The following is a 24,657-nucleotide window of genomic DNA, read 5'->3' on the forward strand; positions in this document are numbered from 1 at the left end:
TATACTGACATAGTATCAGTATACGTTTGACCAGTACGGGTTAGTAACGCCTAGAACTTGTGAAAAAGTTCAAGTACGTACTACAAACTGGTTTTTGACAACTAAATAAATACAAAAAGCAGTCAAATTGACTCTCTAACTGGGTACTTTAGGTCAAGATTGATATCGAGCGAAAAGCCAGGTATTAGTCAAGCTTTCGGGCGCTTAGAGTAGCGTAACTTACACCGTTGAGTTTTTATTGTCCATGTTTATCCACTTGTGGGTAGGTTTGTACAGATTTTTAAAAGCGGTAGGGAGGAGTTCTTGTTTTCATAAACTTATTTACAAATGAAAATAAACCTAACTACTCAAAATTAACAGTTTCTTTGACAAATAAGGAAGGGATTGGCGATTGGCGATTGGGGAAGCGGGGGTTGAAGATAAGTCATTCCCCCTTGTCTTCCTTGTTTTCCTTGTCCCCATTGCCCCTTATCCCCAGAGGGGGCCCCGAGTTCCCCAGTCGCCAGTCCCCAATCCCTATTTCCTCACCCGATACCCAATGTCCCGTCGGTAATACATTCCCTCAAAATGAATCTGTTGTATTCCAGCGTAGGCTTGGTTGAGTGCTGCATCAAAATCTTCTCCGACTCCAGTAACATTTAACACTCTACCGCCATCTGTGACTAACTGCCCTTGGTTGAACTGAGTGCCAGCGTGAAATACAATCGCTCCTGATGCTTCAGCACGATCTATACCCGCGAGCGCTTTTCCTTTTTCATAATTTCCTGGATAACCACCAGAAGCAGCAACAACCGTAGCACATACTCCTTGTTTCCAGACAATAGGTGGCATTTCACTCAAGCGCTGTTGTACGCAAGCAAGAATTAATTCTTCTAGGGGTGTTTCTAAAAGTGGTAGGATCGCCTGTGTTTCTGGATCGCCAAAACGACAGTTAAATTCCAACACCTTAAATTCCCCTTGGGCGCTAATCATCAATCCAGCATATAATACCCCTCTGTAATCAATGCCTCTCGATCTTAAAGTCGCGATCGCTTTCTCTAAAACTGCTGTCTGAATGCTTGCCATCAACTCAGGTGTCACAATAGGGGCTGGTGCATAAACACCCATCCCGCCTGTATTTTCTCCCGTATCGCCCTCGCCAATGCGCTTGTGATCTTGAGCCGGTAGCAAAGGGCGAATTGAAATCCCATCAGTCAATGCCAAAACAGAAACTTCTTGCCCAGTCAAAAACTCTTCAATAACGACAAATTGTCCTGCACTACCAAACTGCCCGCTAAACATGGCATTAATTGCCTTATGTGCCTGTTCCACTGTTTCGGCAACAACAACACCTTTACCAGCTGCCAACCCATCCGCTTTAACAACAATCGGTACCCCCTGTGCCTTAACATAAGATTTTGCTGCTTCCACCTCTGTAAATACAGCAGAGCGTGCTGTAGGAATTTTTGCTTCTTGCATGAGTGCTTTTGCCCAAGCCTTGCTTGCTTCAATTTGCGCTCCTGCCTTACTTGGACCAAAAACCATAAAACCTTTGGCTTGAAGACGATCTGTAATTCCCTTTGCCAACGGAACTTCAGGTCCGACTACAATTATAGACATCCCCTCAGTTTGGGCAAACTGACTGATTCCCTCAAAATCATCTACAGACAAAGACAAGTTTTGGCAGCGTTTCATGCTTGCTGTACCGCCATTTCCCGGTACGCACACGACCTGCTCGATGCGCTTTGATTGTAACAGTTTCCACGCAAGAGCGTGTTCCCGCCCCCCATTACCTACAACTAAAACTTTCACTGATGTCCTCTTAAGCTTGGGATCGGTTACCAGTTATCAGTTATCAGTTATCAGTGAATTACCAGTTCTATTTAATACTAGTCACTGGTCACTGGTCACTGGTCGCTGTAACGACGACTCGCCGTACAATTTTTCACCAATTTGGATGCTTATGCAAGCCCCTTATTTTTCGGAAGGATATAAGTCAGATATTCCCAAGAAATAAATTATCCATCTTGTGGGACGGGCGTCCCCGCCCGTCTTGTATTTGTGGTCGGCGTCTCGCCCGCACCACAAGGCAATGCTCACCTTGCTTTCTGCAAAATCTAAAATCCACGCATCGTATCAGTTATTTTACGTATTTACATTGTCTTTGATTTTATTTTTTCAGCAAATCAAAAGTAAATTTACTGATGATATTAAGATATTAAATTTCAATAATTTCCCTGAAGACAGTGGAAAGTAAAAGCTATTATAGACTTCTTATCAATTGATAATTTTCTAACTCAAATATTAAAAAGTAATTGTAAATTGATGGCGGTTTAACGACTGAAGAGATTAACTTGGAAGTTGAAATAAATAACGGTATCCAAAAAAGTACAAATCATGGTTAAAAGTATAGTTACTGGAGTTGCTGGATTTATAGGTTCCAACCTTGTAGATACTTTGTTGAAGCAAGGTGAAGAAGTCATTGGAATAGATGAATTTAATGATTACTACGACCCAGCGTTAAAACGCAAGAATATCGCGCACTTACACGCTCGCCTTGGGTTTACATTAATTGAGGAAGATATTCGCACCTTAGACTGGTCAACACTTCTAAAAGATGTTGACGTAGTTTACCATCAAGCAGCACAAGCGGGCGTTCGAGCAAGTTGGGGTCAAGGTTTCCGTCTGTACACAGAACGTAATATCAGTGCGACACAAATTCTGTTGGAAGCAGCGAAGGATGCAAAACAGTTGAAAAGGCTAGTTTTTGCTTCAACTTCCAGCATCTACGGTGACGCTGAGACTCTACCAACTCATGAAGAGATATGCCCCAAACCAGTTTCTCCTTACGGTATTACCAAACTTGCCGCTGAGCAATTATGCCGACTTTATCACAAAAATTTTGGCGTGCCTTACGTAGCGCTACGTTATTTCACGGTTTACGGTCCAAGGCAGCGTCCGGATATGGCGTTTCATAAGTTTTTTAAATCTGTCTTATCAGATGAAGCTATTCCTATCTATGGGGATGGTTATCAAACACGAGACTTTACCTTTGTGAGTGATGCCGTAGCAGCCAATTTAGCAGCAGCAACTGCACCTGAAGCAGTAGGAGAAATATTTAACATTGGCGGTGGCAGTCGAGTTGTGCTAACTCAAGTTTTAGACACCATGGAAGAAATTGTTGGAAAACCTATTAAGAGAAACCACGTAGAAAAAGCTATGGGAGATGCCCGTCACACAGCTGCAGATGTCTCTAAAGCAAAGAGAATATTGGGTTACCAGCCTCAAGTTTCTCTAGCTGAAGGCTTGGCTCAGGAATGGCATTGGGTAAAGTCATTGTATTAGGGATTCCTCAACAAATTACGCCACAATCAAACATTCTTGCCATGATGTAAGAATATCTCCTACTCCCTGGACAATCCCAAAACTAAAATCCTCTGTACTGCTATGATACCGTTGAATTGCTAAGCTTTTAGCTAAAAAGTTAACGAAGCGGATGGAGGATTTTTACTGCTAAAAACTAAAACGGTTGAAGTGCATATTTCTTCAACTTCTCCCACCCCAACCTTTGAGCGGTAGAAAGGGACATAGTTTTTCCATAGATGGTAGACCAGAGGTACAGTCAAAGCACCCAGTGGTCGCTTGGTGCTTTGATCTGGGTTGTTGGGCGAACTATGGTTCAGTTAATTGAGTTGGATCGATGAGTATAGAGTTTTCATTAATTCCATTTGACTCAATAGTTGTATTGCCTGTGTTAAATTTATTTGACTCAGTAGTTGTCTCTGGTTCATTAATGACTGGTAGTTCATCAACTTGAGATGATTCAAGTTGAGTGTCAGTTTCAATTAGGTAATCTTTAGTTCCAGTGGTTCTGTAGCAATCAGAGGGTGGACTTGCAGCAAGAGTTATAGACGTGACAACCTTGAAGTCTGGAATTACGCCTTTTTTGGTATGCGGAGTAGGGCTAATATTAACATCAATGACCCTATCTGTGTGTCCATCAAATGTAGTGATTTCCTTGCCAGACTCCAAACTCCAAAGTTTGATGGTTTTATCCCGACTAGCAGAAACAAGCTGCTTGCCGTCTGGAGTCATGCTGATGCTATGCACACCTGCTGTGTGTCCTTATTCGACTCTTCGATTATCAAACTTCGGGATTTCGCTAAGAATTTTTATAATGAATGTTAGGAAAATTTTCAGCTAACTGAGAACAGTTTTTCTCGTTCAACCAGTGTAATGTTCTATTCCATGCCCACCAAGGATCTGGATCTTGTGCCTGACGTTGGCAACGTTTACTGCTGATGTAACCCACATGACCTCCATAACGGGTTAGTAACAAATCTAATGCCTTATTACTCTGGCAAATTGTTTGTAATTCAGGTATTATGGCAGGCTCAAAAAAGGGATCGTCTTCAGCGTATATGATGAGCGTGGGTTTAGTAAGATGTGGTAGTATTGGCAAAGCACTGCTAGCATCGTAGTAAGCTTCTACTGTAGGAAAGCCTAATCGCTGAACGATTAATTCCTCATCAAAGCCCCGTATGCTGTTAGCTCGCTTAATCGCCTCAAGTTCAAGAGTTCCAGGATGAGCTTCATGAATTTTCCGTGCAAGTTTTTCTAATGCCCGCGAAATTGCTCGTTCGAGATGCCTCCCCAAAGGATGCTTGACCAGATAAGCGAGCGATCGCCGAGAGTCCAAATTCGGGCAAATGACTGCTGCACCGCCGATATCGCAATCTTTTAGCCCCAAGCTCGGATATTCTTTGGCAAGATCTACAGCAGCTTTCACAGCCCACAGTGCCAACTGTCCACCTAAAGAGTACCCGGTAAACCAAAATCGTCCGGGACATCCCATCTGTTTAGCAGTGGCGGCAATGCGGGCGAAATCTTCTCCTTCGTACAACCCATCACTCGTTAGCGTTGGAGACAATTCTGCTGTTTTGCCATGAGCACGCCAATCAAACAATACTACTGCATACCCTTGGGCATATGCTTTACGTCCTAAAATCTTGAGATACCATTGATTGTCCAAATCTCCTGTAATCCCATAAGTACCAACAATTGTGCCACGAGGATTTTTGGGAATGGCAACCTTACCAAAAATTGGTACTCCTTGCGCCCCTGTAAAAATCATTTCCTGATAAAGCGGCTCTGGGTCTCGGATCGTGCTTTCCCAATAACGCGCACCTTGCAAAGCGGCATAAACGGTCATAACCACACCATTTTGCAAGAACCACGAGGGACTGTAAGAGGGATAACGCATGGTATAAAGAATCTAGTATAGTTTAGATTTAGTTTTACAATCTTTAATTTTAATCTTTATGTTAGATTTAAATTATTTTTTATAATCAGGAAAGCAATCTTTGTATCTACCAAAGGTTCTTATTTATCCTTAATAAGTAGTAATAATTTTTTAATAATGCCGAGGATTCTTGTCATAGACGACGACCCTGCAATTTCAGAACTCGTAGCCGTCAACCTAGAGATGGCTGGTTACGACGTTAGCCAAGCCGAGGACGGCATCAAAGGTCAAGCACTAGCTCTCCAGCTACAACCAGACTTGATCATGCTGGATCTCATGTTGCCGAGAGTCGATGGATTCACTGTTTGCCAGCGCCTGCGTCGGGATGAGCGCACTGCTGAAATCCCCGTGCTGATGCTGACGGCTTTAAGCCAAACACAGGATAAGGTGGAAGGTTTTAATGCTGGCGCAGATGATTACCTGACCAAGCCCTTTGAAGTCGAAGAAATGCTGGCACGGGTGCGAGCGTTATTGCGGCGTACTGACCGGATTCCTCAAGCCGCCAAGCACAGTGAAATTTTGAATTACGGACCTCTAACTTTAGTTCCAGAACGTTTTGAGGCGATATGGTTTGGTCAAACGGTGAAATTAACTCATCTGGAGTTTGAGCTACTGCACTGTCTCCTTCAACGCCACGGACAGACAGTTTCTCCTAGCGAAATTCTTCGAGAAGTTTGGGGTTACGATCCGGATGACGATATTGAAACCATTCGCGTACACATTCGTCACCTCAGAACTAAGTTAGAACCCGATCCCCGTCATCCTCGCTACATCAAAACTGTGTATGGTGCGGGTTATTGCTTGGAACTGCCAAGCGCACCTCAATCAACTGAAGGTGCTTCTACAGTGACCAGTGACCAGTGATCGGTGACCAGTGACCAGCGTCTTCACCTATTGCGTTTTAAACGTAACAAGCGAGGGCGCTGTCTCTGTATGAGACAGAGGGCAAAATTGACCCCATTACCCTCGCTATAGAATTATCAGTGCCGTGGTAGTTTTGCTACCACAATACTAAATAGACCCTGAGATTATTAATTTTTATTCCTTAAGGTTTTATTCCTACGGGATAAAAGGTAGATGCTTATTAATGATAAACCAGCAAGACTCGTGGGTTCGGGAACTTGTCTCGGTGGTGCAATCCGAGTCATTCGAGCGTAAACACCTGCTGTAATGTTTTGATTTTCGTAGACACGAAACTTTCTGACGGCTGTGTTACCGCCATCTTGGCTGAAGCCAATGAGTTCCAGAAGATAGTCATCTCCTCCAAAACTAAAACTGCGATCGCTAAAAGTGTTTTTAACAATGACAGAATCCGCGTCTTTCTCTGGATCGCCCTCATTAGTTGTGTTTTCTAACTCCAACTCGTATTTGAAGACCTCAGAGAATGAAAATGGCTCTGAGAACAATAGAGCGACACTTAATGATACAGAATCCACATTAGTTCCTTGAGGAACTGTTCCATTATAGTACGTTAGATCGCCTATCTTAAATGGCATGCCATCTTTTGCTTGAAATGGATTCCCTGTAAAGGACATTTCATTTGCAGGTGTTCCGTAAATTGGTTGGTTTGGTTGACTATCCCCCCACTTAAAAGTACTGGTTCCCACACCTGTGTAGTGTGGGTCGGTATTTGCGCTCCCTGGATAATTAATGGGTTGTCCCCAAGTTCCACTTGATTTACCTGTAATAGATAAACCTAGAGCTTGACTGGAGAAACCAAGAGCTGTGATGACACTCACAGCTAAAGCAGACACAGCAGTAGTGAGTACTGAAGTGAGTTTCATGGTTAAGCCTTACTCCTACCCAGGAGCTGGTTTTAAGTAAGCATCCAGTCCACATTAGTAAATTTACGGAGAGAATGACAATAATTTTACAGATTTTCATAAAAACTTTATATTAGCTTTGCTAATTCTTAGCAAATTTAATTTTTTTTAAATAGTTAATTATGACTATCCTATTAGCTTTTTAACCAGATCTTAAGCTGTTTTATCTATTTTTTACTCACTATCTGGAATAAGTATATTTTTTTGCTGTTATAAAAAATAAAATAATAGGGGGGTAGGAAGTAGAGGGAAGAGCGGCAACTGCCCGTGGGTGTCTAGCTTGAAAATAGAGAGTAGGGTGGGCATTGCCAACCGTTTAACGGTGTTGCTTGGCAATGTCCACCCTACTTCAGCTTTTTTATAATCAATGATGAAATTTTTTCATCGCGACTGCCTTGTTTGACAAAGCAAGAGACAGTAGAGGAAAATTTCGCCTCCCATCACCTTATTAAGGAGCTAGAGCATTACCGCGAAGCAAGCTACCAATAGTCTTAGCAGTAATTTTTAGCTGAGTGAAGGGATTAGCTGGTACAACTGTCTTGTAGAGATAGCTGTCAAAAGTTAGCCTTTGAACATCTATATCGTCACACATTTCCACAAAAGCTTCACGTGTAGCATCAGAACGGTAAAATACGGTCTGTAGGAGATCCAAAACCTTATAAGTTAATCCGTACTTTCTATCCCAACGCTTTAGATAGACTTTAAGGTCAGCTTCTGTGGGAATGCGGCTACCGCCATTGGACATTTCGACAATTGTTTCAGCGCACATCCGCCCCGACTTGGCTGCAAAGTAAATACCTTCTCCAGAAGATTTAGTTACATAGCCCGCCGCGTCACCTACCAAAGCAATCCTACCCACGACTCGACGGGGGCGAGGATGTTCGGGAATGGGATGAGCTTCTACCTTGATAATTTTGCCACCTGCAAGTTTTCTAGCAGCACGAGCGCGAATACCAGCTTGTAGCTGCTTGATGCTCGCTTTATTCACGTGCATTGTACCAGTGCCTACTGCCACGTGGTCGTATTTGGGGAATACCCAAGCGTAGAAGTCTGGAGATACATCATCACCAACGTACATCTCAGCGAGATCTTCGTAGTAGATCATGCGATCTTGAGGAAGGCGAATTCGCTCTTGGAATGCGATCGCGTAATTGTAATCTCCTGCATCCATTTCTTTGGCAATGCGGGAGTTAGCACCATCTGCCCCAATAATTAAATCGACTTTCAGGGTTTTGGCAATTCCTTGAGCACTACCTTCTGTATGTTCTATGTAGTGGATGGTATAAGGGTCAGAATTGTTTGCGGGAATATCGAGTTTATGAACAGTGGCATTAATTAAATTTGCACCTAGTTTGGCGGCGCGATCGCGTAGATAACCATCTAGCACTTCGCGACGGCACATTCCAATATATTCTTCTTCTTTTTCCAGATTAATATCCACCTCACGATTAGAAGGCGATATCATCTTCATTTTCCGCACGCGACGGTCAATAATATTTTGGGGCAGGTCAAATTCACTGACCATGCATAGAGGAATTGCACCGCCACAAGGTTTGGCATTGTCTAGCTTGCGTTCAAATAGGTAGGTTTCAATTCCAGCTTTCGCTAATGTTTCTGCAGCCGATGAACCTGCTGGACCTGACCCAACAACAGCAACCCGTAGTGTCAAAGGTCTTCTCCCAATCTTTGTCATTTACCGAAAGAATGGTATCACGGTCTTTTGATTGATTTTGCGCTTTCCTCTAAATCTCTGAACTAAATGCAATATTCCTTAATATTTCTCCAAATTATGAATTGGGAACTGGGCATTGGGCATTGGGCATTGGGCATTGGGAATAGTTAATTAGGAAACATCTATGCTTCATAACTCAATTTATGCATATCTCAGTGTTTGGCTCAGTTAGCAGACAAATTAGTGTTGCGGCAATTACTCAGTATCAAAAACATATTTCTCCTCACAAAGGGTTTAGTTGTGCTCATCGGATTCTTTATGGTGGAGAATCTTGTTCGCAGTACATTAAGCGAGTCATTGCTCGAGAAGGTTTGCGGAATGCGAGCGCTGATGTATCTAATTACGGAAGAAGTGAAAGAATTACTCGATAGATTTATATAGTTCTAACATGTTTTTCTTTGATAATTTAAAGTAGATCTCGATTGGGATAAAATTATAGTTACTAAAAAACTACTTTCCCAAGTTAAAAAATCATGGTTGCAGAAAACTCAAGAGAAGATGACAACCAACATCTCAACCCAGACGATGGATATCCAACAATCAGAGAATTGTTCGATGATTTCCTAGATTTTGGTGTTGAAGGGAAGCTGGAATTAATTGACTCGCGGTTAATTGTTGGTAACAGCATAGTTGGAAGTCGGTTGTTGCTGCGACATATTCTTCAAGGTTGGGGTGCAAGTGCTGCTGTAGCACTCGCACCACTGGAAAAATGGGTTTTGGCGATCGCAGCAGCTTTTGGTGTGACAAATTTTCAACCCACAAACAACATTATTGAAAGTTTAAATAATTTAAAGTCAATAGTTATCTCTGCAAGCAAATCATACCAACCTGAAAACCTAGCTGCGGGATACAGAGGTGAAGAAAATAACCATAATGCCATCCGTCAGCACATCTCAACTGGATTATGGCAAGTAGCTGAACTTCTTGGGGGGAATTACTTTAGTCGAGATTTTGTCATGCGTCTAGGGAATAAGGGGTTAACACCAGATGTGCTATTTTGTACTGGCAAGCACCACAATCAACTCCATTCTTGGTATCTCAACGGACCAGCAGAACTGGTGATAGAAATTCTACGTCCTGGTCACGAATATAGCGATCGTATTCTCAAGCGCGATATCTACGCTGCTTCTGGAGTACCGGAATATTGGCTGATTGACCCAAAAACACAACAAACAGAGTTTTTGGGTTTGACTGATGGAGTTTACCAGGCGCGTTCCCTGGATGGAGATAATTGCTATCGTCCAAGTAGCATCCCAGGTTTGGTTTTCCATCCAGAACAACTTTGGTGTGAAGAAGATTGGTATCGAGGTCGGTTGCATCAAACCCTATTTACCCTGGAGGTTCCCGAACAACCTTTTCGTAAAATTCCAAGTATAGATGATGGTTTGGGTTGGGGTCGTTTAACGTTTAACCCCAACTTACAACTCGAACCAACAACCGTTAGCTTCGAGCAATATATTTGCTGGTCACCAGAAGCAAAGTTTGAATTTTGGGACGGTAGACCTCAAATTGGAGGAGAAGCAGGTATTCGCAATTTACTTGGAATGCTGTTAATGACGTTTGGTTTAACAAGTAGCATCAGAGTGTTACAACCAAAAGCTTGGATAAGTGCGATCGAAGAGCGTTTTTTGCTCGAACAGCAGGACGACAAGCGAAAAGCACAATGGTGGGAATTAGCACGTCAAGCCGCCCATCTTTTACGTAGCAATTATGACATCAAACGAATTGCGGTTATTGGTGATTTGGTTCGTCCTACACCGCTAAATTATTGGTCGGGTATAACCTTGGTTGTTTGGGATGTACCAGACATGAAAGGTTACGAAATTTACAAAGCTTTATCTAGTTTGAGCAAACAGCCAAAAATCAGACTCATCGAAGCTGACGAAGAATATTTGACCGTTGAGGAAGAAAACGCGATCGCAAGGGAGTTTGTCGATATCTAAGGAGGGGGCAATTGCCTCTTAAGTTGTATCGGAAGTTGCTTTTTTGAGTGGATAAAATACGTATTTTCTCTGTTTTTCGTTCAGCTTAATAAAACCAGGGCGTTGCTTAATCTGTTCTCAAGTACTAATTTTGGGGACATTGTTAGTTTTATAACTTATTTAATGCTTATTTTTTAGGAGTGGCTCAAAACCATACATTCCCAGGGATATCTAAATAGGACTTACCTAGAAAATTGGTCAATACGAACAGAAGTTGCACGACGAAGGACTTTTCTTGCTGAATTCTTTTAAATGCCATTAAGGCATAATCAAATTACACCAGCACAAATTTTTTAAGTATCAATCCTTCCTAAATTATTATTTTTTCAAATAATATTGTCGCGAATAACGCCTTTAGCCTCAGTAGTTCTTAAGATTCTTCTTGGGAAATTTGTCGGACTTGTGCAAGGGTTAATCCTAGTAAATCTGCTACCTCTTGTTGTGTCATCCCACGTGCTAACATTCGCGGTACCAGTTCCAATTTTAATGCTTCGCGACCTTCTTGGCGACCCTCTTGGCGACCCTCTTGGCGACCTTCTGCTTTCGCTTCTTGATAAACTCTGGTTTGCTCTAAATCAATTCCTAACATAGCTTCCACCTCAACACGACTTAGATTAATAAACTTGTAAACAGCGATGGTTGTGATTACGTCTAATATGTCATCCTTCGGTAATATGGTCGGCTCTTCAGCCCTGACCCGCTCAATTAATTGTTTTGCTTGTGTTACCATTTGCGCTTCCGACGCTATAGTCAATTGTAGCAAGCTGATTGCGACTGGTTGCTCTTCGGGATTGCCTAATTCATCTAAATAGATACGTCGAACTTGTGAACTATTGATGAGTGACCGATGGAGATTGGTCTTTTGCGGTTCTAGACTGCGAGAGCGGAAAATTACCACCCCGTACCAATCATCATACAGTGATGGATTGCGATATAGGTATAGTAGCGATTCTGAAAAGAAGCGATGGTACAGCAAATCATCTTTCTGAAATTGAACTTCGGCAAAAAAAATAGTTTGAGGTGAAGTATCTGGTGGCGGTAAAAACACACCATCAATTCTAAAGGTGGGTTCTTTGACCTCTACGGATTCAAAACGATAACTTTCAGCAGTGCGTGGTGGTTGTTCTACCAATTCAAACAACAATCTGGGAGACCGCTTGAAAATTGTATAAAAAATGGCATCGCGTCTCACAAGTAACTCCTATGCTTATGGTAAGTTAGCGAAAATTGTCTTTTACGATACCATCATCTTGTTTCAATTACAACCAGACTGAATAAAAAAATAGTGCAGGGTTGGTTGAGAAACTCTGTACCTTTGAATTGTTAACCCGTACAAAGTTTGACTGAAGGTTGGTAGTTTCCTGCAATATGCTCGTAACAAATGACATCACCAATGACTCTTAATCGCTGACCTAAGAAGAAACAAAAACTCATCGGAGTATACAGAACTAAGTGCGTGCAGGTTGCACCGTATTTTTTGCGAGCTTGGCGAATGATTTCTTTAGCATGAATTGTGAGTGCAGTTGCATCTGCATTAGAACTAATTGCTCTCTCTCCAGTACCAGCTTCTGGCTCTGCATAAATAACAGCACTGAATGGGATTGGTGAATCTTTACATAGTTGTTCTATATCTCTTGATGCATCACCTGTAATTCCCAACGCCACTAAAAGATGTTCTCCAACTTTGCCAACTTCCTTGATAATTTTAAACTTTGCATTTGATGGGCTAATATCCGATCGCCACAATTCGTTTTGTCCTGTGGTTCTTTGTTCTACTTGCAAGGTATATCCCCCGGTATCTTGAAAAACATGACCAATGACGACTGCTGCTGAAAGTTGACTGTTGACTCTTGAGTGGCTAATGATACTATGCAGATTGCACTTAAGACAAAGTTAAAATGGTATCAGCACAATCACTCATTTTGCTAATTGAGTATGCTAGAAGTAGAGAAGCGACGATCGCGATCGTAGAGTCTACAGAACCTGGAATAACGTATCAATGGGAGAGAGAGTGGGGTGTGACGGAGTGGCTTGGGGAAACCTTACGCACCAGTGCTACTCTAACCTTGAATGAGGAAAAAGCAGTACTTTGTTTTGACGCATATTTTGGAACAGAAGAACTCAACGGTTCTCGCCCACATCCATTACCACATCCACCCGCACTGCTATTCAGCCAAGAAAGGTCTGTAGCTAACCTCAAAGAAGCGCTGTTCTTAGAGGATACATTTTATAAAAGAGTAACAGAATGGGTAAATAAGCAGGTGAGTAAGAGGTTAAGTTAGGAATATGGCAGATGACGCCATCCTGCACTAATCAGTAAAAGGACAGACTAAGTAGCAATACAAACCAGGGTTTCTGCCGCTTCTAAAAACCTCCGCATATCTAGGCACAAAGCCGTAAATATGAGCAATAATAACTTAAAAATAAGTGTATTTTGTCAATACGTCTAAAAAAATATCTTACCTTGTGCAACACTATTATGCCAGATGGTACTGTTAGAACGGAGTTCTTCAAGTGAATAAAAGAGGCTCCGCCTCTGAAGAGGCATTCCCAGGCTCCGCCTGGGAACGAGAATCGACTACCGAGCGCTGGTCACTGGTCACTGGTCACTGGTCACTGGTCACTGGTCACCGATCGCTCTTGATAGCGCTGCTAACCCAGGCGGAAGAGTAAAGTAAGTCACGTGATCGCATGCAACATATGGTTCTAATATTCTCGGTGGCGGTGTTCTGTCACGACTTACACTTGTAATACTAGCTAAACTGACGGCAAGATCGTTGGGTTGCTTAAAGAACGCTAAATCAATTGCGTTATCCACTGCTTTACCAAATAGCTTTTGCATTAATCGATGGAGTTGACCGGATTTCTCATCTAAAACCTCTGGTATTAATGACCTGTCACCTGCAACAATTGTGTAAGGAACGTGAGGATCTGCAGAGGATGCGATCGCTTTGAGAAATTCTGAGTCTGGATGCATTTGCTCCAAAGAAAGATCGTTATTTTCCAAAAGTTCAAGTAGTGCAGCTACAATTTTTGTTGGCCAAACAATGGATGAAAGCTGATTTAACCCTAAACTAAGAGTTGTAAATACCCAATCTTGAACGGTAGGCCAGGGAGAACCACCGTTAGGCGTACCAAACATCACTAAATGTTGTACAACTTCATTGCCACTTTCTTGCTCAATAAACCATCGAGCTATCAAACCACCCATAGAGTGAGCTATTATATGTAATTCTTTACCATGATTAGCTCCCAATCCAATTTCTTGCAATCGTTGTTCTAAAAGTTTTGCGTTTTCTTCAATAGTGGTTTGAAGATTTTCGTAATCAAATGACAATACTAGGTCGTAGTGTTCTTTCAAAATGTGCTCTTGCCCATTAACTGTCACTTTGGCTTTATTAATGGAGGAAAGACTACCTTGTGTAGTCCCAAGAATACCATGAATGAAGAGAATAATTTTTTGTGCTTGAGCGACTTGTGCTTTAATTTTCTCCTTATCACCTTCGTAAGTGACCTTATCTTTATCGTCAACGTTGACTACAGAGCAAAGTCGAGGGTAACTGTACGGCGTTCCAAATTTTTGATGAGCAACTTTTTCTAAGAAAATTTTGATAGAACCTTGCAAACTACGACTGCTCGTACTTGGTTTTGGTAAACGTTCTAAAACAATCTCCGTTTTGCCGTTTTCTGTGCTTTTTCCCCGTCCTAAAGGTAAGAAAAACTTATCCTCACCATCATAAGCAAATGGTAAGAGGTATTCATCCTCTGCTAAACCTTTGTCAAGTACTATCTTCAAAGGAGTATCTTTGTTGACGACAGTATAGTCTTCGATATCGCTTAACTCTATTGCGCTCAATCCCGGATCGCTTCCTCGGCTACTTGTAATCTCAAAAGATTGACTAACTCTGGGTTCTTGACGTAGTATAGCAGGCAAAATTAGGTTACCTAAATCTCGACTTGCTTGGGGTACTGTCGTCAAATTTACTTTCGCGTGCAAGCTGGGATGGGGTTGTACTTCAACTAAACCATCTTGTAATGAAGTACTACTATTAGATTTAATTTGTCTGGTGTCTTGCGGTCGTATTAAAGTGACAGAAATCTCTTTTGTCATCCAATCATCATAATTACCTTGTGCTCTCACAGCATTGCGGGTATGAACTCCATCTAATAACCGATCTAAAGTTCCTCTATACTCTTCTAATGAACGCTCTTGTGGGGGAGGATTTAATCCGTCTTGCTGTAGCAAACTGGCATCAAATTCTGTAGTACAGACAATTAATTTGAAAATATCTTTATACTCTGTAATCCCCTGTTCTAAAAATGCGTCTGGTATGTAAAAAGTGAGTTCGCTTTCAACAGATGTAGCCTCTCCACTATCGCTAGGTCTTAAACGGATACTGCTTTTTTGCTCAAACAGATCGGCATTGATTGCGTAATCTTCTGAGAGCAGTAAGATGTTGGCAAAAAGAGTTTTAAAACTACGATTTTTCAATCTAACTAGAAGAACTGGACCTTGCCACTCATTATTGTTACTGTCATATGTATACTCTACCCGCAATTCCGAACTTGATGGCGACTCTTGCTGTCCTGAAAGAATTGTAATCTCCATCTCTATATCATCAGGTTTAATGCGGCTTGTTGCAGGAGTGGAGAGATCTAAAACATTCTTCCAACGGGCTATGTGCTCTAGACGTGTCACGAGTTCTGAAGCTATTTCGGATGTGTAACCTTCGCGATTTGGAGCTTCTGGAATTGGAGCGATCGCTAGGCTTAAATCTTCACGTTGTAAAATTCCGTACTGATTTTGATTGGCAACTATATAGTAATTGGCATCTGTAGCTTGCTCTACTTCACGCACATACAAGGAAGGTTGATTTCTCAGTCCGGATGTTTGTAAGGCTTTCCGTGCTAATTCTATACCTACAGCATCACTTTCATTAGTTTTAAAGTAAATCTTTAAAGGTGGAAATGGCAAGCTAATAGGTACAGCTTTATAACTTTCTTTATTAGATAATTTTTCTTCACCTTTGGTAATTTGGACTTTACTCCGTTGAGGAAGTACTTTGATGACTTTTACTTCCCCTAAAGCAGCATCAAGGTTACGTAACTCTTCTGTATTAGCTGTTATGGGAAAAATTGCCAGCAAAGTTTCTGCTTCTTGAGAAGCTTTCAGACCGTGTAGACTCCCACCATCAATGACCCAACCATTCTCATTCTTGTTATAGGTTAGGGCAAAGAACACATCGCGATCGCCAATAGCACCACCCAAGAAAGGCTGGTTTAATTCTTGGGGATTGGTTACATCAACTTGTGGCGATTGTTCCTTTACTTTACCACTGACAATTGCATTAATATTTCTAGCTAAATCTCGATAAGTTATCTGACCATTAGTCCGTTGAAGCGTTTGCAGGAAGAAGTAGGAAAAAACTCCTCTTGGTTCACCGTTATCGCCTTTATACTCTTTAGCTAACTCGTAATCCCTACAAGCGGAAAACATGATATGCTTTCCTCTTGGTGGTAGAACAACACCAGTCGTCTTTTTCTGTTCTTTTAAACTGCGAGAAGACGTTAAGATCTCGTCCAATGCAGCTTGGTCTTCATAAAATAAATAGCTCTTTAAATCCCGCTCTCGATTATCTACGGGACCGCGACGCACTCTCACATCTGGTGCTAAATCTCTCGTTCCCGAACCAGAGTGACAGCAATCAAGCACAATGACAACATGAGGCTCTTTCTTTGCTACTAGAGAGATGAGATAAGATAACTCCTTATCTGCAAGGTCTTTCCCATTCTCTGTGCGGCTATCATAGCAAATCAAGCTTTCATTTAAACGGTCTGGTTCTAAAACCCAAAATTCCTCTGGAGCTTTTTCTTGACCTCCATGACCTGCATAATAGAAAAACACAACATCACTACTGTCAGCTTTACACAGATGCTCCTTAAAGCCTTTGATAATTGCTTCGCGAGTCGCTTGTTCGTTCTTGAGAATCAAAGGTTCTATCAATTGCCATTCACCATCTTTTGTTCGTTCTTTTAGATATTCTTGCGCTGCTGCAATATCATTGACACACCCCTGTAATGAAGGAACTTGGGAAACTGAATTAGGGTCGTATCGATCTATACCGACAAGCAGTGCGTAAATACTTTTAGCCATGTCTGTTTACCCCAATATTACTTTTGTTTTTAAATATCTGCTAAGTACTGTGTTAAGTAACACAGCTTTAACAATGAATTAAGAAGTGGTACTCATTTATAAACCTCTCTGAAAGAGATGTAAGGGCGTAAGGCCGCCGCGCCCCTACTAATACTTTTGGGTGATGCATAATTAACTTTTTGGAGATGTCTAATGTAAATTAAACAAGATTTATATGTAAGCGCTCACTTCAATTAAGTTTACTAAACGTTAAGTATTTTAACTTTCAATTACGTAATGAATACAAAACTAAGGGAGTTGTCAGAAATTAATTGAATAGCAAGCGTCTGCAATTGATGCTTGTTATACATAATGATTATCAATCTAAAAAAATTAATTGACAATTTTTAAATCAATTGTTAGAGGATTCAATGAATCTTAGTAATCGAGAAAAAAACACCATTCTTATCGTTGATGACAATCCTATCAACCTACAGATCTTGCTTGCTTTACTATCAAATAACGATTTTCAAGTTTTAGTAGCTGATGATGGGGAGAGTGCAATACAGATAGCGGAAACTTCTTATCCAGATCTGATATTGTTAGACATTGTGATGCCAAGTATGGATGGTTTTGAAACTTGCCGCCGTTTGAAAAGTCATGTAGCAACTCAGGATATCCCTATCATTTTCCTAACGGCATTGGTACAAAAAACCGATAAGATTAAGGGTTTAAGTTTAGGGGCTGTCGATTACATTACTAAGCCATTAGAAAATGAAGAAGTTTTAGCAAGAGTCAAAATTCATCTCAGCTTGAGAAATTTAACAAAAAGACTTCAAGAACAAAATATTCGTTTGGAAACTGAAATTCGCGATCGCCAACAAGCTGAAAAGAAAATTCAAGAACAAGCTGCATTACTTGATATTACCACAGATGCAATTTTTGTTCGAGATACAAACGAGATCGTTCGTTTTTGGAATAAAGGGGCTGAAAATCTTTATGGATGGACAGCCAAAGAAGTTATTGGTAAAAATGCTCGTAAAGTTTTGTATAAATCGGAAACTTTTTCTCAACTCGATAATATCCAACAAACTTTGGCAGAGACTGGTTCTTGGCAGGGTGAGCTACATCAAGTGACAAAAACAGGAAACTCAATTATTGTTGCTAGCCGATGGACATCGATTGATAATATAGAAGGACAGCCTAATTCTATCTTGACTGTCAACACCAATATAACAGAGAAGAAACAACTAGAAGCACAATTTCTGCAAGCGCAACGCATGGAAAGTTTGGGAACTCTAGCAAGTGGAATTGCCCACGATCTCAACAATACCCTAACCCCAATGATGATGATAATTCAACTGTTAGAAACAAAAATTTCAGGTGAGCAAAGTCGGCAATGGATTGCTTTATTAGAAAATAATGTAAGACGGGCAGCAGATTTAGTCAAACAAGTATTGTACTTCTCTCGAGGGAGTGAAGTACAATTTGCTACTTTACAAGTTAGGCATTTAATTTTAGAAGTCGAGCAGATTATCAAGCAATCATTTCCTAAATCTATCAATATCGTTTTAGATATTCCCAGACCAAACCTCTGGAGTATTCGTGGTGATGCGACTCAACTTCACCAAGTTCTGATGAATCTCTGTATAAATGCTCGCGATGCAATGCCAGTAGGTGGAACTTTACGAATTTCTGCAAAAAATGTTTGGATAGATGCCGAGCATACACGTAAAAATATGGATGCTAAAGTGGGACCTTATGTTGCGATCGCAGTAACTGATACGGGAATAGGTATTCCCAAAGAAATTATAGACAGAATTTTTGAACCTTTTTTCACAACAAAAGAAGTTGGGCAAGGTACGGGGCTTGGGTTATCCACAGTGATGGGTATTGTTAAAAGCCATGAGGGATTTGCGAGCGTGAAAAGTGAGGTAAGAAAAGGAACGGAATTTCAGATCTATTTACCAGTAAACCAAACAGTAGAAACAGACTATACATTAACAATAGATAACGAGAAATTACCGCTAGGGCATGGAGAGTTGATTCTTGTGGTTGATGATGATGACTCAATTTGTGAAATGACTAAAACTTTGTTAGAAAAAAATGCTTATAAAGTTTTAGTTGCTCGCGATGGGATGGAAGCGATCGCTCTATATACGCAACATATCCACGAAATAAACGTTGTCTTAATTGATATGATGATGCCTTCCATGGATGGACCAACAACAATCCGTATTTTAAGAAAAATTAATCCAAATATTAAGATAGTTGGTTTTAGCGGGTTGGGATCGAACCATGAGATGCTGAAATTTTTAAAAGATAATGTCACAACTGTTTTGCCGAAGCCTTTCTCTTTGGATGATTTGTTAAGTAATTTACAGCTTGTGTTGAATGGTTAGTTGTTAGTAGATAGTGGTTAGTCTTAATAACAAGCAATAACTACTAACAAAAAATTACTAACCACTATAGCCATCCTAAATCATTTATAAATAATTTTGAGTACTGTAGGGTGGGCATTGCCCACCAAAAGACTTGGTGGTGGGCAATGCCCTACCTACTAATAACTAACAACTAACTATTTAATATTAAGATTGATCGTAATGGCTGTACCTTTAAATTTTCCGCTAGCGAGGGAGTGATAAGACACAAAACCGCGATTTGGTTGATCGAAAAGATAACCACGAGGTAAAGGTGGAACCCTACCTTGCTTAACTAAAGAAATAAAAGTTCCTAGGTAGTTGCGAATACTTTGACGATTGCCCTCAGTTGTACGGATATTTTTCTCAATTAAGGTCATAAATAAATTTAGGCTTCGGATTTCTTGTCCATCTACCCAATTACCATTTTCTAAAAAAGAAGTGGCAATGAGTTTTTCACCTATTTGTTGTACTTTAAATAAAGTATAGTAACGCCATTCTTTTTTTGAATCGTTAACGTAACAAACCCAAGAACCTTCTGCGTCTTGTACAAAACCTTGTTGTGCAAGATAAGCAAATGGCGAACTACTTTGTTGGCTTGCTATGGGAGGCAATAAATTCTCTACTGTATCAAAGGAACAAAGTTTTTGTATTGGTTTTTGTTGCTCCGGAATTGGACTTTGTTGTGCTATGGCAACAAAAGATACAAACGCAAACGCTTGAATAGCGGATGCGCTAAGCCAATGAATAAGGGTATGCATATTTTTAACTTAATAAGTAAAAAATGAGACACTTTTTTTCTTGAAGATTTTAAAATGTCTCTCTTCTACTTTTTTATTCCATTGGTTCTTTCTTGCTCCGGAGAATATTTAATTTTTTCTCTTTATAAAAGCTCTTGTTGAATAACAGTATAAATTGATATTATTTGAATTTACATTTATTGTTTAATAATTTTTAAGATTTGATGAAGTGTGTTTCAAGCTACTGTTTTTGATGGTTTTATTATTAGAGGTTGTTTGTAAAGTCTACTGTTGTATCAAGATCCTTCTTAGCCATTCTTAAAAAGCTATCGCGTACACGCCGAATGTACCCCACCCTAACCCTCCCCTTTCCAAGGGGAGGGAACTGGAAATCCGATTTTCCTGTATTAAATTATAAGATAGATCTTTATAATTTTCCTTGGAAAGGGGAGGGAACTGGAAATTCCATTTCCCCCTTTCTAAGGGGGATAAAACATAAGCTCAAACTCAAGTTAGTAAGCTATTTATATAGTCATCAATTGCAGCACCATATTGCATCTTCAGTTGCATAATCAAGTAACCAAGGAAATGCTGATTGATGAGAATTTTTTGGAGGATTGGCTCGTTCCCAATAAATAGTTTTTAACAGTGCTTCATCTGGAAATACAACTTCTGTATATCCTAATTCCTCACGGATGCGACTTGAGTCTATTAACCAGTGTTGTTTGGGATTAACTGTCAATTTCCACTCAGTGGGAAATTTTTCTTTGGGTACAGCCAAAACTTGACCTTGCCATCCTGTTAATTGACCAATTTTGTCTATGCGTTCGGCTTCACTTAAGGCTTCTCGATCGGCAACATGGTAGACGCGATCGCTCGCTTCTTCATGACATATTGCTAAAGCTACTGCGTATGCTACATTCTCAACATATCCATAAGCACCTCGCCATTGAGCTAAGCTTTCTTCTAATATAATGACAGGGCGGTTATCATCTATTCTTTGTAAATAAGGATGTAAACGGCGTAGGGGATCGTTTGAACCGTAAACCATTGGCAGCCTTACAATTGTTCCAGGTAATGTGGGTTCTGACATAACTACTCGTTCCACCAAAATCTTTTCGTAATCTATTGGTGTATTGAGGGGTCTTTCGGGCATTTCCCGAAAAGGATAAAGTTGTTGGCGTAATGGAGAATTTTCTGTCAATGGTACTGAAATGACTTCAGACTCCTGTCCTAAAAGAACGCTGTAAGCACGGTATACGTCTATACTGCTAATAGCAACAACACGCTTGGCAATTCCTTTGAATGTGTTCATGAGTGCCACTGCATCTTGTTCTGTGAGTAAAATCATATCGACTACAATTTGAGGTGCTATTTCCTCAAATTGGCTTTTGAACTTCTGGAGATGAAGGGTATCGCCAAAAATCTGACGTACATTTGTCGGTAATTCAGCGATGGTTTGTCCTCGATGAAATACAGTTACCTCATGTCCTAATTGACACAGATGGCGTATAACATGAGGACCGATAAAATTTGTACCGCCAATAACTAGAATTTTCATCAAAACCTCTGAAGAAATAGGGGAGTAGGGAGTGAGATTTTATATGGCACATTTTCATCTACTCCTGAATTGTCAGCTATACTACCCAAACACGTAGGATGGGCAATGCCCACCAAAGCGGGAACGGTGGGCATTGCCCACCCTACAAAGATCGGTAATTTTAGAGCGGAAAGGGAGTAGAAAAAATGCCACGACACGTCTTTACATTCTTTCTCTGAAATGTCTAGTGTCCATTCAATTGATATTTTTCGGTTAAAGAGTGCGTTAAATGAGGAACAGATGTAAGAGTCTTCAAAATAACGCTATCTACTAATCCATAGGCTTTTGCTTCCTCAGCACTCATATAAAAGTCTCGTTCTAGATCTCGTTCAATCTTGTCTAGAGGTTGATTAGTATTTGCAGCCAATATCTTGTTGATAGTTTGTTTGGTATGCAAAATTTCTCTAGCTGCTACTTCAATGTCACCTGCTGCACCTTTAACACCGCCTGATGGTTGATGAACCATAATCCGAGCATTGGGTAAAGCATATCTTTTACTTTTTGCTCCCGAAGAAAGTAAAAATGCACCCATTGAAGCTGCAAAACCAACGCAAACAGTGCATACTTCAGAGTGAATTTGATTCATAGTGTCGTAAATCGCCATTCCTGCTGTGACTGAACCACCAGGGCTGTTAATGTACAAGAACACGTCCCGCTCTGGATCTTCAGCATCCAGAAATAACAATTGAGCAACAATTAAATTAGCTATCTCATCAGTCACTTCACTTTTTAAAAAAATAATGCGCTCTGCTAACAGACGAGAATAGATGTCAAAAGCTCTCTCCCCTTTGTCTGACGGTTGAATGACAATGGGAATGGGGAAATTCGTGGAACTCATATTTTTTGCTCCAAAGTTTATGTCATGGATAAGGCGCTTGAATATCAGGCGTCTAAGTAAGTTGGAAGCTATCTGTATAGTTAAGCTTTTACTTAACTATACAGATTATATTTAAGTTTTTGCTTAAATGTCAACTACGGGAATTGTCCTCTGTTTGTTTCGTTAGATTTACTTAATTTGTTTAAATTATTTATTAAATTTACGTACAACCATAGCTCTCAGTGTGTCACACTAACAAGTTAGAAGCAATTTAGGATTTGCAGTATAAAGTCTACAAATGCTGACTTTTGCTTTTAAGTGACTCTATGTCAGAGTAACGATTGGTATGATGTAAACTTAGTATCAATTAAATCAACTCCTATTAAAAACAATACATTCTGGGGCAACCTCATACTTGTGTGTTATTACGAAATCTGATATTCTCTCGAAGGGAATTAATCAGCTCCGTCAAACCTTCTGTGTGGCAAATCTTACCGCAACAGAAATCTTACTAACCAGGGTGAAGTATCAATTGGTTTGTAAGAGAACACCGGACGCGCAACGAGTCTGTCCTTTCCCTTAAAGTTCTGCAAGAGCATTTCTCTTCAGATCGCGGATTCGCGGTGAAATGACAACCAAAAATTTTGGCAATCTTTTTTGAATTGCCTCGATATTTTGTACAACCATAACTTACGTGACCTCAAAAATAAAGTCGGAAGTATGAAGTATGAAGTTAACCCTATGAATGAATTCAGGAGGCAGTGCTTCGCACGGAGAAGTAGGCTAAAAGGTTTTCCTCGCTCCCAACTTCGCCCCATGTCCTTCGGATATCCTACGCGCTTAGCTCTTTTGCAGAAGATAATACAAGTTTCTACAGTGGTCTGTTGCTGTAGTCGCGAATTTTCTTGTGACTATCTCCCTATTGTAATGACTGCTATAGGTTCCAAACTTAGATTTTATATTCTGCATACTTTTAGAATAAATTCGGGTACTTGTGCTAGCTTTAGCACTTTTTTATGCTCAATTCTTCAGCTTTTAGACTTTATTTTTTATATTGGGAAAGCACTACATTATAAAGTAACTTGTCACTTGACTAAGTGGTTTGTCACTGTACACCTGTGAATTGTCCATAAACCCGTACTTGGATGGCAAAGGAAACGGTGAAGAAAATTTTAGTAATTGAAAATAAAGCAGAAACCCGAAAACTTTTTCTTTCATGCCTAAAAGCTGAAGGTTTCCATGCGATTAGTGCTGAAAACGGCGCGATCGCACTTCAAAGAGCACAACAAGAGTTACCCGATCTAATCATCAGCGAAGTTTTAGTGCCGAAACTTGATGGTTTTAGAATTCTGATGGCATTGCGTCAAAACCCAGCCACAGCAATTATTCCTTTTATCTTTGTCACCGCTAAAGTCAGTCGTACTGATATCCGTAAAGGCATGGAATTGGGAGCCGATGATTACATCACAAAACCTTGTACGTTAGATGAATTACTCAAAGCGATCGCAACTCGCTTGCACAGACAAGCTCTCCTGAAAACATTGTATGGAGCATCCGCATCAGTAACAGAAAGTCTCTCTGAAGATAGTTGTAGTGCGTCTGCGGCTACTACACATACTTCAACAAAAACTACTGAGACTTTTCTAAACTCTAGTTCTAAAAGCCTGGAAGTTCCTTCTGCAAAGCAAAACTTCTCATCCAATAACACGGTGAAATTGGACGAGCCACAATCAATTCTGCCATCCGATCCTGATTTGAAAGAAGTCTTCCGTTTCATTGAAGCAAACTATAACCAACCAATAACTTTGAGTGATGTAGCTGAAACTGTAGGCTATTCTCCAGCCTATCTCACTAATCTTGTCAGACGACAAACAGGACAAACTGTACAAGGCTGGATTATCGAGCGACGAATGGCAGCAGCACGTTCCCTACTTTTGGAAACTAATCAAAGAGTAGAAGAAATCGCTGCTCAAGTTGGCTATTATCACACAGTTCATTTCTTTCGTCAGTTTCGCCAGTATCATGGTACGACTCCCCAAGCCTGGAGAAGAGCACATCTTGCTCAGTACAAAGCCCAATACAAGGAAGAGCAACAAAATGGTTAGCTCTTATTCTCGATTCCCCTAAAT

At 40.5% G+C, this 24,657-nt stretch carries 16 protein-coding genes and 2 pseudogenes; 7 read left to right on the forward strand and 11 right to left on the reverse strand.

What is annotated here, in order from left to right; all coding sequences use genetic code 11:
* Positions 1 to 516 precede the first annotated feature (516 nt).
* A complete protein-coding gene (gene purD, locus ACKTT2_RS28330) occupies positions 517 to 1,791 on the reverse strand; it encodes a phosphoribosylamine--glycine ligase (protein ID WP_407892893.1) in 1,275 nt (424 codons plus the stop codon).
* Between the two features lie 585 nt (positions 1,792 to 2,376).
* On the opposite strand from purD, the gene ACKTT2_RS28335 reads away from it, so the two are divergent.
* The gene (locus ACKTT2_RS28335) at positions 2,377 to 3,324 is read left to right on the forward strand and encodes an NAD-dependent epimerase/dehydratase family protein (RefSeq protein ID WP_407892895.1); all 948 of its coding nucleotides are present in this window, start codon (positions 2,377 to 2,379) and stop codon (positions 3,322 to 3,324) included.
* Between the two features lie 327 nt (positions 3,325 to 3,651).
* Here ACKTT2_RS28335 and ACKTT2_RS28340 read toward each other — a convergent pair.
* Positions 3,652 to 4,092: pseudogene (locus ACKTT2_RS28340) on the reverse strand (WD40 repeat domain-containing protein); the annotation flags it as partial.
* 49 nt (positions 4,093 to 4,141) lie between these two features.
* A complete protein-coding gene (locus ACKTT2_RS28345) occupies positions 4,142 to 5,242 on the reverse strand; it encodes a YheT family hydrolase (RefSeq protein ID WP_407892897.1) in 1,101 nt (366 codons plus the stop codon).
* 156 nt (positions 5,243 to 5,398) lie between these two features.
* On the opposite strand from ACKTT2_RS28345, the gene rpaA reads away from it, so the two are divergent.
* Complete coding sequence (rpaA, locus tag ACKTT2_RS28350; RefSeq protein WP_017743794.1) at positions 5,399 to 6,145, forward strand: two component system response regulator RpaA; 747 nt, start codon at positions 5,399 to 5,401, stop codon at positions 6,143 to 6,145.
* Between the two features lie 167 nt (positions 6,146 to 6,312).
* On the opposite strand, the gene ACKTT2_RS28355 is transcribed toward rpaA, so the two are convergent.
* Together ACKTT2_RS28355 and chlP are read right to left on the reverse strand one after the other, a co-directional pair.
* Positions 6,313 to 7,065: a choice-of-anchor K domain-containing protein gene (locus ACKTT2_RS28355; RefSeq protein WP_407892900.1), complete on the reverse strand. Its 753-nt coding sequence runs from the start codon at positions 7,063 to 7,065 to the stop codon at positions 6,313 to 6,315.
* Positions 7,066 to 7,552: 487 nt separating this feature from the next.
* The gene (chlP, locus tag ACKTT2_RS28360; RefSeq protein ID WP_407892902.1) at positions 7,553 to 8,773 is read right to left on the reverse strand and encodes a geranylgeranyl reductase; all 1,221 of its coding nucleotides are present in this window, start codon (positions 8,771 to 8,773) and stop codon (positions 7,553 to 7,555) included.
* A gap of 206 nt (positions 8,774 to 8,979) precedes the next feature.
* Between chlP and yidD the strand changes: the two are divergent.
* Positions 8,980 to 9,159 (forward strand): annotated as a pseudogene (yidD, locus tag ACKTT2_RS28365) (membrane protein insertion efficiency factor YidD); the annotation flags it as partial.
* 150 nt (positions 9,160 to 9,309) lie between these two features.
* A complete protein-coding gene (locus tag ACKTT2_RS28370) occupies positions 9,310 to 10,779 on the forward strand; it encodes a Uma2 family endonuclease (protein ID WP_407892904.1) in 1,470 nt (489 codons plus the stop codon).
* Between the two features lie 409 nt (positions 10,780 to 11,188).
* Here ACKTT2_RS28370 and ACKTT2_RS28375 read toward each other — a convergent pair whose 3' ends face one another.
* Positions 11,189 to 12,010, reverse strand: coding sequence for an Rpn family recombination-promoting nuclease/putative transposase (locus ACKTT2_RS28375; RefSeq protein ID WP_407892906.1), 822 nt, complete (start codon positions 12,008 to 12,010; stop codon positions 11,189 to 11,191).
* A gap of 131 nt (positions 12,011 to 12,141) precedes the next feature.
* Positions 12,142 to 12,693: an SAVED domain-containing protein gene (locus tag ACKTT2_RS28380; protein WP_407892983.1), complete on the reverse strand. Its 552-nt coding sequence runs from the start codon at positions 12,691 to 12,693 to the stop codon at positions 12,142 to 12,144.
* A gap of 23 nt (positions 12,694 to 12,716) precedes the next feature.
* Between ACKTT2_RS28380 and ACKTT2_RS28385 the strand changes: the two genes are divergently transcribed.
* Positions 12,717 to 13,100, forward strand: a complete 384-nt coding sequence (locus ACKTT2_RS28385) for a hypothetical protein (protein ID WP_407892908.1) — start codon at positions 12,717 to 12,719, stop codon at positions 13,098 to 13,100.
* Positions 13,101 to 13,438: 338 nt separating this feature from the next.
* Here the strand turns inward: ACKTT2_RS28385 and ACKTT2_RS28390 are convergent, their stop codons facing one another.
* On the reverse strand, positions 13,439 to 16,972 hold the full coding sequence (locus tag ACKTT2_RS28390; RefSeq protein ID WP_407892910.1) for a DUF7379 domain-containing protein: 3,534 nt from the start codon (positions 16,970 to 16,972) through the stop codon (positions 13,439 to 13,441).
* Between the two features lie 410 nt (positions 16,973 to 17,382).
* Between ACKTT2_RS28390 and ACKTT2_RS28395 the strand changes: the two genes are divergently transcribed.
* Positions 17,383 to 19,353: an ATP-binding response regulator gene (locus tag ACKTT2_RS28395; protein ID WP_407892912.1), complete on the forward strand. Its 1,971-nt coding sequence runs from the start codon at positions 17,383 to 17,385 to the stop codon at positions 19,351 to 19,353.
* A gap of 176 nt (positions 19,354 to 19,529) precedes the next feature.
* Here the strand turns inward: ACKTT2_RS28395 and ACKTT2_RS28400 are convergent, their stop codons facing one another.
* The 3 genes from ACKTT2_RS28400 to clpP form a co-directional block, all read right to left on the reverse strand.
* Entirely contained in the window at positions 19,530 to 20,132 is a 603-nt protein-coding gene (locus ACKTT2_RS28400) for a hypothetical protein (RefSeq protein WP_407892914.1), read from the reverse strand.
* A gap of 514 nt (positions 20,133 to 20,646) precedes the next feature.
* On the reverse strand, positions 20,647 to 21,672 hold the full coding sequence (locus ACKTT2_RS28405) for an NAD-dependent epimerase/dehydratase family protein (RefSeq protein ID WP_407892916.1): 1,026 nt from the start codon (positions 21,670 to 21,672) through the stop codon (positions 20,647 to 20,649).
* Between the two features lie 223 nt (positions 21,673 to 21,895).
* Complete coding sequence (gene clpP / locus ACKTT2_RS28410; RefSeq protein WP_407892918.1) at positions 21,896 to 22,549, reverse strand: ATP-dependent Clp endopeptidase proteolytic subunit ClpP; 654 nt, start codon at positions 22,547 to 22,549, stop codon at positions 21,896 to 21,898.
* Positions 22,550 to 23,673: 1,124 nt separating this feature from the next.
* On the opposite strand from clpP, the gene ACKTT2_RS28415 reads away from it, so the two are divergent.
* Positions 23,674 to 24,633 (forward strand): helix-turn-helix domain-containing protein, encoded by a 960-nt coding sequence (locus ACKTT2_RS28415; RefSeq protein ID WP_407892920.1) that lies wholly within the window; start codon positions 23,674 to 23,676, stop codon positions 24,631 to 24,633.
* The last annotated feature ends 24 nt before the right edge of the window (positions 24,634 to 24,657 follow it).

It is taken from the genome of Scytonema hankhaensis NUACC26 (genome assembly GCF_045865695.1).
GTDB lineage: Bacteria > Cyanobacteriota > Cyanobacteriia > Cyanobacteriales > Nostocaceae > Scytonema.

Excerpts from the sequence above, each read along its gene's own strand:
- ACKTT2_RS28345 (WP_407892897.1), bottom strand. The coding sequence starts at position 5,242 with ATGCGTTATCCCTCTTACAGTCCCTCGTGGTTCTTGCAAAATGGTGTG.
- ACKTT2_RS28395 (WP_407892912.1), top strand. The coding sequence starts at position 17,383 with ATGAATCTTAGTAATCGAGAAAAAAACACCATTCTTATCGTTGATGAC.
- ACKTT2_RS28335 (WP_407892895.1), top strand. The coding sequence starts at position 2,377 with ATGGTTAAAAGTATAGTTACTGGAGTTGCTGGATTTATAGGTTCCAAC.
- ACKTT2_RS28400 (WP_407892914.1), bottom strand. The coding sequence starts at position 20,132 with ATGCATACCCTTATTCATTGGCTTAGCGCATCCGCTATTCAAGCGTTT.
- ACKTT2_RS28415 (WP_407892920.1), top strand. The coding sequence starts at position 23,674 with ATGGCAAAGGAAACGGTGAAGAAAATTTTAGTAATTGAAAATAAAGCA.
- ACKTT2_RS28385 (WP_407892908.1), top strand. The coding sequence starts at position 12,717 with ATGGTATCAGCACAATCACTCATTTTGCTAATTGAGTATGCTAGAAGT.
- rpaA (WP_017743794.1), top strand. The coding sequence starts at position 5,399 with ATGCCGAGGATTCTTGTCATAGACGACGACCCTGCAATTTCAGAACTC.
- ACKTT2_RS28355 (WP_407892900.1), bottom strand. The coding sequence starts at position 7,065 with ATGAAACTCACTTCAGTACTCACTACTGCTGTGTCTGCTTTAGCTGTG.
- clpP (WP_407892918.1), bottom strand. The coding sequence starts at position 22,549 with ATGAGTTCCACGAATTTCCCCATTCCCATTGTCATTCAACCGTCAGAC.
- ACKTT2_RS28405 (WP_407892916.1), bottom strand. The coding sequence starts at position 21,672 with ATGAAAATTCTAGTTATTGGCGGTACAAATTTTATCGGTCCTCATGTT.
- ACKTT2_RS28390 (WP_407892910.1), bottom strand. The coding sequence starts at position 16,972 with ATGGCTAAAAGTATTTACGCACTGCTTGTCGGTATAGATCGATACGAC.
- ACKTT2_RS28370 (WP_407892904.1), top strand. The coding sequence starts at position 9,310 with ATGGTTGCAGAAAACTCAAGAGAAGATGACAACCAACATCTCAACCCA.